Source organism: Bacillus sp. N447-1, from assembly GCF_022701035.1.
GTDB classification, from domain to species: domain Bacteria; phylum Bacillota; class Bacilli; order Bacillales; family Bacillaceae_G; genus Bacillus_A; species Bacillus_A cereus.
Genome location: NZ_CP065509.1, coordinates 4,009,913 through 4,024,014 on the forward strand (window position 1 = coordinate 4,009,913; position 14,102 = coordinate 4,024,014).

The window sequence follows — 14,102 nt, forward strand, 5'->3', positions numbered from 1 at the left end:
TAATCACTTCTTCGCTGTCATTACATCTGCTACTTGTGTTGCTAAAGATGTTGCAGACTCAGGACCACCGAAAATCCAAGTGTCGCCTTTTAATTTATACATTTTGTTTTCTTTTTTGAACTTTAATTCTTCCCAAGCAGGGTTGCCTTTTAGTTGCGTGTCAAAAATGTTATCTTCATCCGCTACAATGTAAATGAAGTTTGAATCTTGTACACTTTGTAATGATTCTACAGTTGTTTGTTTAAAACCATCTGGCTCAGATTTTCCTGCTTCAAAAGTATTTGTTAAACCTAATTTTTTTGTAACTTGTAAAGCTAAAGAATTGTCAGTTAAGATACGGAATGTTGGTACGTTTTTAGCAGTAAATGCTTGTGCCATTGCAATGTTTTTATCTTTTAAGTCTGCTTTCTCAATTTTTGCTTTTGCATCAGCGAATGCTTTATCCATATCAGCTAATACTTTTTTACCTTCTTCTTCTTTTCCAACTGCTTTTGCAATTTGTTTAAATGTTTCTGTCATTTCAGCAAAGTGATCGTTATTGCTTGTTGATGGATCAAACATAACTGTTGGTGCAATTTGCTCTAATTCATTTTTAATTGCTTTACCACGGAATGAAGCTGTAATAATTAAGTCTGGTTTTAAACGGCTAATTTCTTCTAAGTTTGGTTGTTGACGTGTCCCTACATCTACAACATCTTTACTCGGTTTTGTTTTTGTATTTACCCATTTATTATAATTCTTAATGTCTGCCATCCCTACTGGCTGAACACCAAGTGCTAATAAGTCTTCAGAATATACCCACTCAAGTACAACTACTTTTTTTGCTGGTTTATCTAACTTCGTTTCCCCTTCAGCGTGTTTAATTGTTATAGCTTGATTTTTATTGTCCGCTTTTGTTTCTTTTTTCTCCTCTTTTTGCTGTCCGCATCCAACAGCGAATAGAAGAACTACTATGAAAATACTGAGAATTTTCTTCATCTTCTGCCCCCAAATTAAGTGTTTTTTGTAACTAGTACCATAAGTGAAAATGGTTATCAATTACAACACCCAAATCATACTATGAGGATATTTTAAGTGTCAATATATTTTTAAAATTTTGACGAAAAATAACGAACTATACGGATTTTTATATATTATAGTCGCTATTTATGAAGAATAAGCCTCTTTACTAAAAATATTGCGAATGTGGAAAGTTTAAATGGGAAAGTGGCTGTGTACGATAGTGTAATGTGTATTGTTAATAGTCTGTGGAGATAAGGCGAAAGTACAAGCAAAAGGAGAGTGAATCGCATGTAATAATTACTAGAATGTATGGAGGAAATCTGTGTTTTATCCCCAACTAGGCAAAGTATTTCTTTGTTATTTAGATAGGTGTTTTTTAAGTCGGTGATTGCGCTAAAAAGATCGAATGTAAAGGAAGTGATCAACATGTCTTCATGGAGCAATAACGTAAATGGATATTGTGGGTGTAATAATCAAAATGGTGTACATGTTGATTCATGCTGTTTTAGTTGCGATGGGACAGTTCCTAAGGTTGGCCCAACCGGTCCGACGGGGGCAACAGGAGCAACAGGAGCAAAAGGCCCAACGGGGGCGACAGGAGTAACAGGCGACACAGGTCCAACGGGAGCGACAGGAATAACAGGGGCAACGGGACCAACAGGAGCGACAGGAATAACAGGAGCAACAGGAGCAACGGGTTCAACGGGGGCGACAGGGGTAACAGGCGACACAGGCCCAACAGGAGCAACAGGCCCAACAGGAATAACAGGGGCAACGGGTCCAACGGGGGCGACAGGAGTAACGGGAGCAACGGGTCCAACGGGAGCGACGGGTCCAACGGGAGCGACAGGTCCAACGGGAGCGACAGGCCCAACAGGAGCAACAGGCGATACAGGTCCAACAGGAGCAACAGGCACAAGTATAACGGCAACATACGCATTTGCAAATAATACGTCGGGTACAGCAATATCGGTACTACTAGGTGGAACAAATGTCCCACTTCCAAACAATCAGAATATCGGTCCAGGTATTACAGTGTCTGGGGGGAACACAGTATTTACGGCTGCAAATGCAGGGAATTATTATATTTCATATTCAATTAATATAACGGCTGCATTATTAGTTAGTTCACGAATTACAATTAATGGGGCACCGCTTGCTGGGACTATTAATTCTCCTGCATTAGCAACGACATCATTTAGTGCGACAATTATTACGACTCTTGCGGCGGGGAGTGCAATTAGTTTGCAATTATTTGGTTTGTTAGCTGTTGCGACATTATCAACAACTACCCCAGGAGCGGTATTAACAATTATAAGATTAAGTTAATGACAAACTCTCTTACTCTTTTAAGATTAAGAGAGTTTCTACATATAATAAGAAGTTAATGAAGTAAAGCATAGTTATATAAAAGTCAGAATATTATGATTGTAACGCTATGGTGACTATAATATAATGAAAATAACCATCATGAATGAACATTCATTTATTTTTTATGTATTTGAAGGGGGAATGAAGGTGGAAAAACCATGGTTGAAAAGTTATCCAGAGGAAATTCCGAGTACGGTTTCTTATGATATTCAGCCGCTTCATAGATATGTAGAACAGATGGCTTCTCGCTACCCAGAAAAGAAAGCGCTTCACTTTTTAGGGAAGGATATTACGTTTTCGGACTTCCATGATAAGGTGAAGCGGTTTGCAAATTATCTTCAAAAGCTCGGTGTGGAAAAGGGTGATCGAGTTGCTATTATGTTGCCGAATTGTCCGCAAGCTGTAATTGGTTATTACGGTACATTACTTGCGGGAGGTATCGTAGTACAAACCAATCCACTGTATACAGAAAGGGAATTAGAATATCAGCTTCATGACTCGGGAGCAAAAGTAATTCTTTGTCTCGATTTAGTGTTTCCAAGAGTAACGAATGTTCAATCTGCTACAAAAATTGAGCATATTATCGTAACTCGTATTGCAGACTTTTTACCATTCCCTAAAAATCTATTGTATCCATTTGTGCAGAAAAAACAGTCGAATTTAGTTGTGAAAGTATCAGAGAGTGAAACGATTCATCTTTGGAATTCAGTAGAAAAAGAAGTGAATACGAATGTTGAGGTGCCTTGTGATCCTGAAAATGATCTAGCTCTTTTACAGTACACAGGAGGAACAACCGGATTTCCGAAAGGAGTTATGTTAACGCATAAAAACCTCGTCTCTAACACGTTAATGGGAGTTCAATGGTTATATAATTGCAAAGAAGGAGAAGAAGTCGTTCTTGGGGTTCTTCCATTTTTCCATGTTTATGGTATGACAGCTGTTATGAATTTAAGTATTATGCAAGGATACAAAATGGTCCTTATTCCAAAGTTTGATATGAAAATGGTTTTTGAAGCGATTAAGAAGCATAAAGTGACATTGTTTCCAGGGGCACCAACTATTTATATCGCTCTTTTAAATAGTCCGCTTTTAAAAGAATACGATATTTCTTCTATTCGTGCTTGTATTAGTGGATCAGCACCACTGCCAGTAGAAGTACAGGAAAAGTTCGAAAAAGTTACAGGTGGTAAACTAGTAGAGGGATATGGTTTAACAGAATCCTCTCCGGTTACACATAGTAATTTTTTATGGGAAAAGCGAGTGCCAGGTAGCATCGGAGTTCCGTGGCCAGATACAGAAGCAATCATTATGTCGCTTGAAACTGGTGAGGCATTACCGCCAGGAGAAATAGGTGAAATTGTAGTGAAAGGCCCTCAAATTATGAAAGGATATTGGAATAAGCCAGAGGAAACAGCGGCTGTATTGCAAGATGGCTGGCTCCATACAGGTGATGTTGGCTACATGGATGAAGATGGATTCTTCTATGTAAAAGATCGCAAGAAAGATATGATTGTCGCGAGTGGATTTAATGTGTATCCTCGTGAAGTTGAAGAAGTATTATATGAGCATGAAAAAGTGCAAGAAGTAGTGACAATTGGAGTTCCAGATCCGTACCGAGGAGAGACGGTTAAAGCATTTGTTGTGTTAAAAGAAGGTACGGAGTGCTCTGAGGAAGAATTAAATCAGTTTGCACGTAAATATTTAGCGGCTTATAAAGTGCCGAAAGTATATGAGTTTAGAGATGAATTGCCAAAAACGACAGTAGGGAAAATTTTACGCCGTGTTCTAATAGATGAAGAGAAGAGAAAGAATGAGGATGAGCAAACGGGCTAAGGCCCTTTCTTTTTGAAAAAATAGGATTGACACTTTTCTAAATAGTCAGTATTATAAGAATATGAATGACTATTCATTCAGTCATCTTCTTGAAGGGGACAGTAAAGTGAAGAAAAATAGACCGAAATACAATCAAATTATTGATGCGGCAGTCATTGTGATTGCGGAGAATGGGTACCACCAAGCGCAAGTTTCTAAAATCGCAAAGCAAGCTGGGGTAGCTGATGGCACGATTTATTTATATTTTAAAAATAAAGAAGATATATTAATATCCTTATTCCAAGAGAAGATGGGAGAATTTGTCGAAACAATTCGTCAAAAAACAGCAGGAATTGAAAGCGCTGTATCGAAGTTATTCATGTTGGTAGAAACGCACTTCTTGCTGTTGTCGCAAAATGATCCTCTTGCTATCGTTACGCAATTAGAGCTAAGGCAGTCCAATCAAGACTTGCGCCTTAAAATAAATGAAGTATTAAAAGGCTACTTACAAGTTATGGATGAGATTTTAGAGACTGGTATAAAACAAGGTGAATTTCAAGCAGATTTAAATGTTCGCGTGGCAAGACAAATGATCTTTGGAACAGTAGATGAAGTTGTGACCAATTGGGTAATGAGCGATCATAAGTATGATCTGGTCGCACTTTCAAAAACGGTACACGGGCTACTTATTGCAGCTTGTGGTTATCGTCAATAATGGGAGGGATCATGTTGAAATTCCTATCTGTAAGAGTTGAAGATCATATCGCGGTGGCGACATTAAATCACGCACCAGCGAATGCGATGTCTTCACAAGTTATGCATGACGTTACTGAATTAATTGATCAAGTGGAAAAGGATGATAACATTCGTGTTGTTGTTATTCACGGTGAAGGACGTTTCTTCTCAGCAGGAGCAGATATTAAAGAATTTACATCTGTTACTGAAGCGAAGCAAGCAACAGAATTAGCACAGCTTGGACAAGTTACGTTTGAGCGTGTTGAAAAATGTTCAAAACCAGTTATTGCGGCAATTCATGGAGCGGCACTGGGCGGCGGCCTTGAGTTTGCTATGTCTTGCCACATGCGCTTTGCAACTGAAAGTGCAAAACTTGGTTTACCTGAATTAACACTTGGATTAATTCCTGGCTTTGCAGGTACACAGCGCTTACCACGTTATGTTGGGAAAGCGAAAGCTTGTGAAATGATGTTAACAAGTACACCAATTACTGGTGCAGAAGCATTAAAGTGGGGACTTGTTAACGGATTGTTCTCTGAAGAATCTCTTTTAGATGATACGCTTAAAGTTGCAAAACAAATTGCTGGAAAAAGTCCAGCAACAACTCGTGCTGTACTAGAGTTATTGCAAACGACAAAATCGTCTCATTACTATGAAGGTGTACAACGTGAATCACAAATTTTTGGTGAAGTATTTACGAGTGAAGATGGAAGAGAAGGTGTAGCTGCATTTTTAGAAAAGCGTAAACCTTCATTTAGTGGCAGGTAGTTCAATTATTTTTTTAATATAAATTAACAGAAAATTAAAATTGATAGAATCTTTCTGAAAAACAAGGGGGTAAATGGAATGAACATCTACGTACTCATGAAACGAACATTTGATACAGAAGAAAAAATCGTAATTAAAAACGGTGCAATTTACGATGGCGAAGCGGAATTCATCATCAACCCTTACGATGAATATGCAATTGAAGAAGCAATTCAAGTAAGAGACGCACAAGGTGGAGAAGTTACAGTTGTAACAGTCGGTGGCGAAGATAGTGAGAAAGAACTTCGTACTGCATTAGCAATGGGCTGTGATAAAGCGGTATTAATTAATATTGAAGATGATGTAGAAAATGGTGACCAGTTCACGACAGCAAAAGTGCTTGCTGAATATTTAAAAGATAAAGATGCAGATTTAATTTTAGGCGGAAACGTTGCAATTGATGGTGCATCTGGACAAGTAGGACCACGCGTAGCTGAAGCGTTAAATATTCCGTATGTAACGACAATTACAAAACTTGAAATTGACGGTACAAATGTGAAGATTGAGCGTGATGTTGAAGGTGATACAGAAGTGATTGCAACTTCATTACCAGTTTTAGTAACAGCACAGCAAGGTTTAAATGAACCGCGTTATCCATCGCTTCCAGGTATTATGAAAGCGAAGAAAAAGCCGCTAGAAGAATTAGAATTAGATGATTTAGATTTAGAAGAAGATGATGTGGAAGCAAAGACAAAAACAATTGAAATCTATTTGCCTCCTAAGAAAGATGCAGGAAAAGTGTTACAAGGCGAGCTGCAAGATCAAGTAAAAGAACTTGTATCGTTGCTCCATACAGAAGCGAAAGTAATCTAATAAAATACGAAATTATATATGCAGGAGGGAAAATCTATGGCTCGTAAAGTATTAGTAATGGGTGAAGTTCGTGATGGATCGCTACGTAACGTTTCTTTTGAAGCGGTAGCAGCAGCAAAAACAATTGCAGAAGGCGGTGAAGTAGTAGGTCTTCTAATTGGAGACAGCGTTGCCTCTTTTGCAAATGAATTGATTCATTACGGTGCAGATCGCGTTGTGACAGTTGAAAATGATAAATTAAAATCATATACATCTGATGGTTATGCACAAGCGTTTTTAGCTGTACATGCTGAAGAAAATCCAGAAGGTATCGTTTTTGGACATACAGCACTTGGTAAAGATTTATCACCAAAATTAGCAGCGAAGCTTGAAGCTGGTTTAGTTTCTGACGTAACTGCTTTAGAGGTTGAAGGTGGAAATGTTATCTTCACTCGTCCAATTTACTCTGGTAAAGCATTCGAGAAGAAGATTGTAACAGACGGCATCTTATTTGCGACAGTGCGTCCAAATAACATTGCAACTCTGGAAAAAGATGAGTCTCGCAGCGGTGACGTATCTTCTATTACAGTTGATGTGAAAGATTTACGTACAATCATTCAAGATGTTGTCCGTAAAACAGCAGAAGGTGTGGATCTTTCTGAAGCAAAAGTTATTATCGCTGGCGGACGTGGTGTGAAGAGTGAAGAAGGCTTTAAGCCATTAAAAGAGTTAGCAGACGTACTAGGCGGCGCTGTTGGGGCATCTCGTGGTGCTTGTGACGCTGAATACTGTGATTACTCATTACAAATTGGTCAAACTGGTAAAGTTGTTACGCCAGACTTATACATTGCATGTGGTATTTCTGGTGCGATTCAGCATTTAGCAGGTATGTCTAACTCAAAAATAATCGTTGCGATTAATAAAGATCCAGAAGCAAGTATCTTTAAAGTAGCTGACTATGGTATTGTCGGTGACTTATTCGAAGTTGTACCTCTTTTAACAGAAGAGTTTAAAAAGTTAAAAGTACATTCATGATTTAAGTACCCTTGAGTTCCAAGTGAAGTACCCCTATATATAGAAAAAGGTGAGAGATCCCCTGTCTCTCATCTTTTTAGTATTTAATCCGTATTTTTATATAGTATAAAGGAACATTTTTTTGTTACAATACATAACGATACATATTATTCGCCACGTATATAAGTTAATGATATACTCTTGGTAGAATATACTTGAAGGAGGAAATAAAATGGCAATTGTAAACGCAAATGACCAAAGCTTCGCAGCAGAAACTAGCGAAGGTGTTGTATTATTAGATTTCTGGGCACCTTGGTGTGGACCTTGTAAAATGATCGCTCCTGTATTAGAGGAAATTGATGCAGAACTAGGCGAAAAAGTAAAAGTAGTAAAAGTAGACGTTGATGAAAACCAAGAAACTGCTCGTCAATTCGAAGTAATGAGCATTCCAGCTCTTTTCGTATTAAAAGACGGTAAAGTAGTTGATCAAGCGTTAGGTTACAAACCGAAAGAAGCGTTAGTAGAATTAGTTTCTAAACACTTCTAAAATAAAAAAAGCTACCATTTGGTAGCTTTTTTTATTTTCTTTTTTACAGTCTTTCCGTTACAATAAAAGAACGTATGTTGGGTGTTTGGGCATAGTATGTTTTCAAGGGAAAATAAAAATGCTAAGTATGTAGAAATGGAGGGAGACGAGTGCACGAACATTTGAAAGAGAAGTTGGCTATTTTACCAGATCAACCTGGTTGTTATTTGATGAAAGATAAGCAAGGAACGGTTATATATGTCGGAAAGGCAAAAGTGCTTAAAAATCGTGTGCGCTCGTACTTTACTGGTTCACATGATGGGAAAACACTGCGGCTTGTAGGAGAAATTGTTGATTTTGAATATATTGTAACCTCTTCGAATTTAGAAGCACTTATTTTAGAGTTAAATCTAATTAAAAAATATGATCCGAAATATAATATTCAATTAAAAGATGATAAAACATATCCTTTTATTAAAATTACGGCGGAGAAGCAACCGCGCTTACTCATTACTCGAAACGTAAAAAAGGATAAAGGGAAATATTTTGGTCCTTATCCAAATGCACAATCTGCTCATGAAACGAAAAAACTGCTAGATCGTATGTATCCACTTCGGAAATGCACGAATATGCCAGATAAAGTTTGTTTGTATTATCATATGGGTCAATGTTTAGCGCCTTGTGTGAAAGAAGTGACGGAAGAACAAAATAAAGAAATCGTAGATGAAATTATTAAGTTTTTAAATGGTGGACATAAAGAAGTTCGTTCAGAACTAGAAATAAAAATGTATGAGGCCTCAGAGAAACTAGAGTTTGAACGTGCAAAAGAGTTGCGTGATCAAATTGCTCATATTGATGCGATTATGGAAAAACAAAAGATGATTATGAGTGACTTAGTGGATCGTGATGTGTTTGGATATGCAGTGGATAAAGGATGGATGTGTGTTCAAGTTTTCTTCGTTCGAAAAGGAAAGCTAATTGAACGTGATGTTTCTATGTTTCCAATTTACGATGAACCAGAAGAGGGTTTTTTAACGTTTATCGGCCAATTTTATGAAAACAGTAGTCATTTTAAGCCGAAGGAAATTGTCGTTCCAGGAAGTATAGACTCGGAATTAGTAGAGCGCTTTTTAGAAGTGGAAGCGACGCAGCCGAAACGTGGTAAGAAAAAAGACCTTGTAGAATTGGCAAATAAAAATGCGAAGATTGCTCTTGAAGAGAAGTTTTACTTAATTGAACGTGATGAAGAACGAACGATTAAAGCGGTAGATCATTTAGGGAAGCAGCTTGGGATTGAAACGCCGTATCGTATTGAAGCGTTTGATAACTCAAATATTCAAGGAACAAATCCCGTTTCTGCAATGATTGCTTTTATCGATGGGAAACCGGCGAAGAAAGAGTATCGAAAATATAAAATTAAAACGGTTCAAGGGCCAGATGATTATGAGTCTATGAGAGAAGTTGTGAGGCGCCGTTATACAAGGGCACTTAAAGAAAATTCACCTTTACCTGATTTGATTATTATTGATGGAGGAAAAGGCCATCTAGCGGCTGCAAGTGATATTTTAGAGAATGAGCTCGGATTATATATTCCGATGGCAGGTCTTGTAAAAGATGATAAACATAAAACCTCTCATTTAATTATTGGGGATCCACCGGAACCTGTGATGCTTGAGAGAAATAGCCAAGAATTTTATTTATTGCAGCGTATTCAAGATGAGGTGCATCGATTTGCGATTACATTCCATCGTCAATTACATGGGAAATCTGTCATTCAATCAGCATTGGATGATATTCCAGGAATCGGTGATAAACGGAAAAAGGTATTGTTAAAACATTTTGGTTCATTAAAGAAGATGAAAGAAGCTTCTATAGAGGAATTTGTCGAAGCGGGTATGCCGAAAAATGTCGCGGAGACGATTTATACGTATTTAACAGATAAGAAGACGTTGTAGTTTACAACGTCTTCTGTTTTTTGGTATAATTTCTGAAGATTTAAAATAAACTCATCTGAATGAAAATACAAAAAAGTCAACTAAACTGATATGTCTAGTTGACTGTAGGTAATGCTTACACTTCAATGAGATCTTTTATATCCCATTTTACAAGAAATGTAATAGAGTCAGAACGTTTTTTCTTTTCTTCGTATGACTCTGCAACGACGTTCCGTTGCTTTTGGATTTGTTCAGCGATGAATCCGGCTTCTAGTTGATAAGAAGAATGTCGTTTTTGTTTTTGACGTTCTGCGATGAGTGTGCCTTTAAGTTGGAACTGCATTTCACGACGCTTATGTTCAACAATGCTTAAAGTGCCCCAGCCAGCCTTTTCAAAGAACTGAATGACTTCTTCAATTGTTTCTAGCGGATATTTTCTTGCAAGGTTTCTACCAGACCAGTATAAAATACCATCTAAATCGTTGCCGATTAAATCAGGTAGTAATTCTTCACGTAGCAATTCATAAGCGAAGGCGTTCAATGAAACATCTTCTAAAGATGTTGTATCGATTGTATTTTTACTCACAATATTCCCCTCTTTCTATAGGGATTATTATATAACATTTCACATTTATAAAAACAGATTTTTCTTTAGGAAAATCTGAATATATAAGAAGAAAAAAAGAATTGGCAAATTATATGCAAATTATGTATACGTTTTCTTGACGCTTCGACAAAAATAGGAGTAAAATGAACTTGGTATCAAATTATGCTGAAATATTTCGAATAATTTTTTCAGTTTTTCTTATGCCAATAGTGAAAAAACATTATTGTCATAAACTAATCTGAAAACAGCAGTCAAACATTCAAGGGGGGTAATGGGGACATGAAAGGCCGCGAGTATACGTTTCGTAAGTGGCACTCATTAATGGGGGTCATCCCGGTTGGTGTCTTTTTGACGCAACATTTAATTGTAAACAACTTTGCAACACGAGGAGCAGAGGCTTTTAACAAAGCTGCAGGCTTTATGGAGCTCCTTCCATTCCGGTATGCGCTAGAAATTTTCATCATCTTTTTACCGATACTGTACCATGCTATATATGGCTTATATATTGCATTTACAGCTAAGAACAATGCGGTTTCTTACGGTTATTTCCGTAACTGGATGTTCGTCTTCCAAAGAATTTCAGGTATCGTTACGCTGATCTTCATTTCTTGGCACGTCTGGGAAACTCGTATTCAAGCAATGTTAGGTAAAGAGGTAAACTATGATATGATGGCAGATATTTTAAACAATCCAGCTATGTTTGCATTCTACTTAGTTGGTGTTGTTTCAACAATTTTCCACTTTGCAAATGGACTATGGACATTCTGCATCAGCTGGGGAATTACAGTATCTCCACGTTCACAAAGAATCTCTACTTATGTAACATTAGCTATTTTCTTAGGTTTATCTTATGTAGGTGTGAGTGCATTATTAGCGTTCATCGATCCACAGCTAGCAAACCAGTAAGGAGTGGGAGAGCATGAAAGGGAAACTTATAGTAGTCGGCGGTGGCTTGGCTGGCTTAATGGCAACGATTAAAGCGGCAGAAGCAGGAGTAAATGTTGAACTGTTTTCTTTAGTACCAGTAAAACGTTCACATTCTGTATGTGCTCAGGGCGGAATTAACGGTGCCGTAAATACGAAAGGTGAAGGGGATTCTCCATGGATCCACTTTGACGATACAATTTATGGTGGGGACTTCTTAGCGAACCAACCACCAGTTAAAGCAATGTGTGAAGCAGCACCTGGTATCATTCATTTAATGGACCGTATGGGTGTTATGTTCAACCGTACGGAAGAAGGACTTCTTGATTTCCGTCGATTTGGTGGAACGCAACATCACCGTACAGCATTTGCTGGTGCAACAACTGGACAGCAATTACTTTACGCATTAGATGAGCAAGTACGTCGTCACGAAGTAGCAGGACTTGTAACGAAATATGAAGGTTGGGATTTCTTACGAGCTGTTGTTGATGATGAAGGTGTGTGCCGAGGAATCGTTGCACAAGACTTACAAACTATGGAGATTAGAAGTTTCGGAGCAGATGCCGTGATTATGGCAACAGGGGGCCCTGGTATCATTTTCGGAAAATCAACAAACTCCATTATCAATACAGGTACAGCAGCTTCTGCTGTATATCAACAAGGCGCATATTATGCAAACGGTGAGTTCATTCAAATTCACCCAACGGCAATTCCTGGAGACGATAAATTACGTCTTATGAGTGAATCTGCACGTGGTGAAGGTGGACGTGTTTGGACATATAAAGATGGTAAACCATGGTACTTCTTAGAAGAAAAATATCCGGCTTACGGAAACCTTGTACCTCGTGACATCGCAACGCGTGAAATCTTTGATGTTTGCGTAGAGCAAAAACTAGGTATTAACGGTGAAAACATGGTGTACTTAGATCTTTCTCATAAAGATCCAAAAGAACTAGATATTAAACTAGGTGGAATTATTGAAATCTATGAGAAATTTACAGGGGATGATCCTCGTAAACTACCGATGAAAATCTTCCCAGCTGTTCACTATTCAATGGGCGGACTATGGGTTGATTATAAACAGATGACAAACATTCCAGGTTTATTTGCAGCAGGTGAGTGTGATTATTCTATGCACGGTGGTAACCGTCTTGGTGCGAACTCACTATTATCAGCAATTTATGGTGGTATGGTAGCAGGACCAAACGCAATTGAGTATATGAAAGGTCTTTCTAAATCATCTGATGCTGTTTCATCTACTGTATATGAGCAAAATGAATTAATCGAAACAGAGAAATTTAACAATATTTTAACGATGGATGGTAACGAAAATGCGTATGTTCTTCATAAAGAGCTTGGAGAATGGATGACAGATAACGTTACAGTAGTTCGTGAAAATAAAAAATTATTAGAAACAGATGCGAAAATTGAAGAATTAATGGCTCGTTACAAACGTATTAACATTAACGATACAGCAAGATGGAGTAACCAAGGTGCTTCATTTACACGCCAACTTGCAAATATGTTTGAGTTAGCACGTGTTATTACAATTGGCGCATATAACCGTAATGAGAGCCGTGGGGCGCATTACAAACCTGAATTCCCAAATCGTGATGATGCAAACTTCTTAAAAACTACGATGGCAAAATTTGAGGGAGAAGGAAATGCACCAGCATTCCATTACGAGGACGTTGATATTTCGTTAATTAAACCGCGTAAACGTGATTATTCTTCAAAACACGATGTAGCTGCTAAGGGTGAAGAGAAGGGGGATAAACAACATGTCTGAGAAAACAATCCGCCTCATCATTACGAGACAAGACGGGCCAGATGCGCAAGCGTTTGACCAAGAGTTTGAAATTCCATATCGTCCGAATATGAATATTATCTCAGCACTTATGGAAATCCGTCGTAATCCTGTTGATTCAAAAGGGAACCAAACAACTCCGATTGCCTGGGATATGAACTGCTTAGAGGAAGTATGTGGTGCATGTTCGATGGTGATTAACGGAAAACCACGTCAATCATGTACGGCACTTATTGATCAATTAGAGCAACCAATTCGCTTAAAACCGATGAAGACATTCCCGGTTGTACGTGACTTACAAGTTGATCGTAGTCGCATGTTTAATGCTCTAAAACGCGTTAAAGCGTGGATTCCAATTGATGGTACGTATGACCTAGGTCCAGGACCAAGAATGCCTGAGAAAAAGCGTCAATGGGCTTATGAGCTTTCAAAATGTATGACATGTGGTGTTTGCTTAGAATCATGTCCAAACGTAAACAGTAAGTCTGACTTTATTGGACCAGCACCGTTATCACAAGCTCGCTTATTCAACTCACATCCAACGGGTGAAATGCATAAAGCAGATCGCTTACGTGCAATTATGGGAGATGGAGGACTAGCAAACTGTGGTAACTCTCAAAACTGTGTGCAATCATGTCCGAAGGGTATTCCTTTAACAACTTCAATTGCGGCATTAAACCGTGATACAACAATTCAATCGTTCAAAGATTTCTTTGGTAGCGATAATAACTATTAATAAATATTGCCTCTTCATATCGAAGAGGCAATATT

General features: G+C 38.1%; 13 protein-coding genes. 11 read left to right on the plus strand and 2 right to left on the minus strand.

Going from position 1 to position 14,102, the window contains the following annotated elements:
* Nucleotides 1–3: 3 nt before the first annotated feature.
* Nucleotides 4–978 (minus strand): ABC transporter substrate-binding protein, encoded by a 975-nt coding sequence (locus tag IQ781_RS20350; RefSeq protein ID WP_000722821.1) that lies wholly within the window; start codon nt 976–978, stop codon nt 4–6.
* 450 nt (nt 979–1,428) lie between these two features.
* On the opposite strand from IQ781_RS20350, the gene IQ781_RS20355 reads away from it, so the two are divergent.
* The 8 genes from IQ781_RS20355 to uvrC all read left to right on the plus strand — a co-directional run bounded on the left by IQ781_RS20355 (nt 1,429) and on the right by uvrC (nt 10,014).
* Nucleotides 1,429–2,331 (plus strand): BclA C-terminal domain-containing protein, encoded by a 903-nt coding sequence (locus IQ781_RS20355; protein WP_050228919.1) that lies wholly within the window; start codon nt 1,429–1,431, stop codon nt 2,329–2,331.
* 189 nt (nt 2,332–2,520) lie between these two features.
* The gene (locus IQ781_RS20360; RefSeq protein ID WP_000414746.1) at nt 2,521–4,206 is read left to right on the plus strand and encodes a long-chain-fatty-acid--CoA ligase; all 1,686 of its coding nucleotides are present in this window, start codon (nt 2,521–2,523) and stop codon (nt 4,204–4,206) included.
* A gap of 106 nt (nt 4,207–4,312) precedes the next feature.
* Complete coding sequence (locus IQ781_RS20365) at nt 4,313–4,900, plus strand: fatty acid metabolism transcriptional regulator FadR (protein WP_000742223.1); 588 nt, start codon at nt 4,313–4,315, stop codon at nt 4,898–4,900.
* Between the two features lie 11 nt (nt 4,901–4,911).
* Complete coding sequence (locus IQ781_RS20370) at nt 4,912–5,688, plus strand: enoyl-CoA hydratase (protein ID WP_000911292.1); 777 nt, start codon at nt 4,912–4,914, stop codon at nt 5,686–5,688.
* Nucleotides 5,689–5,766: 78 nt separating this feature from the next.
* Nucleotides 5,767–6,540, plus strand: a complete 774-nt coding sequence (etfB, locus tag IQ781_RS20375; RefSeq protein WP_001029028.1) for an electron transfer flavoprotein subunit beta — start codon at nt 5,767–5,769, stop codon at nt 6,538–6,540.
* 36 nt (nt 6,541–6,576) lie between these two features.
* Nucleotides 6,577–7,554: an electron transfer flavoprotein subunit alpha gene (gene etfA, locus IQ781_RS20380; protein WP_000101945.1), complete on the plus strand. Its 978-nt coding sequence runs from the start codon at nt 6,577–6,579 to the stop codon at nt 7,552–7,554.
* 211 nt (nt 7,555–7,765) lie between these two features.
* Nucleotides 7,766–8,080: a thioredoxin gene (gene trxA, locus IQ781_RS20385; protein ID WP_001018943.1), complete on the plus strand. Its 315-nt coding sequence runs from the start codon at nt 7,766–7,768 to the stop codon at nt 8,078–8,080.
* 149 nt (nt 8,081–8,229) lie between these two features.
* Nucleotides 8,230–10,014, plus strand: coding sequence for an excinuclease ABC subunit C (uvrC, locus tag IQ781_RS20390; protein WP_000544296.1), 1,785 nt, complete (start codon nt 8,230–8,232; stop codon nt 10,012–10,014).
* Nucleotides 10,015–10,129: 115 nt separating this feature from the next.
* Here the strand turns inward: uvrC and IQ781_RS20395 are convergent, their stop codons facing one another.
* Nucleotides 10,130–10,579 carry a YslB family protein gene (locus IQ781_RS20395; RefSeq protein ID WP_000042226.1) on the minus strand — a complete coding sequence of 150 codons (450 nt, stop codon included), beginning with the start codon at nt 10,577–10,579 and terminating at the stop codon, nt 10,130–10,132.
* A 300-nt stretch (nt 10,580–10,879) separates the two neighbouring features.
* Here IQ781_RS20395 and sdhC point away from each other — a divergent pair, with 300 nt between their 5' ends.
* The 3 genes from sdhC to sdhB are packed head-to-tail and all read left to right on the plus strand — an operon-like array spanning nt 10,880 to nt 14,067.
* Nucleotides 10,880–11,506 carry a succinate dehydrogenase cytochrome B558 gene (gene sdhC, locus IQ781_RS20400; RefSeq protein ID WP_000678354.1) on the plus strand — a complete coding sequence of 209 codons (627 nt, stop codon included), beginning with the start codon at nt 10,880–10,882 and terminating at the stop codon, nt 11,504–11,506.
* A gap of 13 nt (nt 11,507–11,519) precedes the next feature.
* Complete coding sequence (gene sdhA, locus IQ781_RS20405; RefSeq protein WP_000676750.1) at nt 11,520–13,313, plus strand: succinate dehydrogenase flavoprotein subunit; 1,794 nt, start codon at nt 11,520–11,522, stop codon at nt 13,311–13,313.
* Nucleotides 13,306–14,067, plus strand: a complete 762-nt coding sequence (gene sdhB / locus IQ781_RS20410) for a succinate dehydrogenase iron-sulfur subunit (RefSeq protein ID WP_001291827.1) — start codon at nt 13,306–13,308, stop codon at nt 14,065–14,067. The genes sdhA and sdhB overlap by 8 nt, the downstream gene beginning before the upstream one ends.
* Nucleotides 14,068–14,102 lie beyond the last annotated feature (35 nt).

Coding starts and splice junctions, on each gene's coding strand:
- IQ781_RS20370 (WP_000911292.1), top strand. CDS start 4,912: ATGTTGAAATTCCTATCTGTAAGAGTTGAAGATCATATCGCGGTGGCG.
- trxA (WP_001018943.1), top strand. CDS start 7,766: ATGGCAATTGTAAACGCAAATGACCAAAGCTTCGCAGCAGAAACTAGC.
- etfA (WP_000101945.1), top strand. CDS start 6,577: ATGGCTCGTAAAGTATTAGTAATGGGTGAAGTTCGTGATGGATCGCTA.
- etfB (WP_001029028.1), top strand. CDS start 5,767: ATGAACATCTACGTACTCATGAAACGAACATTTGATACAGAAGAAAAA.
- IQ781_RS20355 (WP_050228919.1), top strand. CDS start 1,429: ATGTCTTCATGGAGCAATAACGTAAATGGATATTGTGGGTGTAATAAT.
- IQ781_RS20350 (WP_000722821.1), bottom strand. CDS start 978: ATGAAGAAAATTCTCAGTATTTTCATAGTAGTTCTTCTATTCGCTGTT.
- sdhC (WP_000678354.1), top strand. CDS start 10,880: ATGAAAGGCCGCGAGTATACGTTTCGTAAGTGGCACTCATTAATGGGG.
- sdhB (WP_001291827.1), top strand. CDS start 13,306: ATGTCTGAGAAAACAATCCGCCTCATCATTACGAGACAAGACGGGCCA.
- sdhA (WP_000676750.1), top strand. CDS start 11,520: ATGAAAGGGAAACTTATAGTAGTCGGCGGTGGCTTGGCTGGCTTAATG.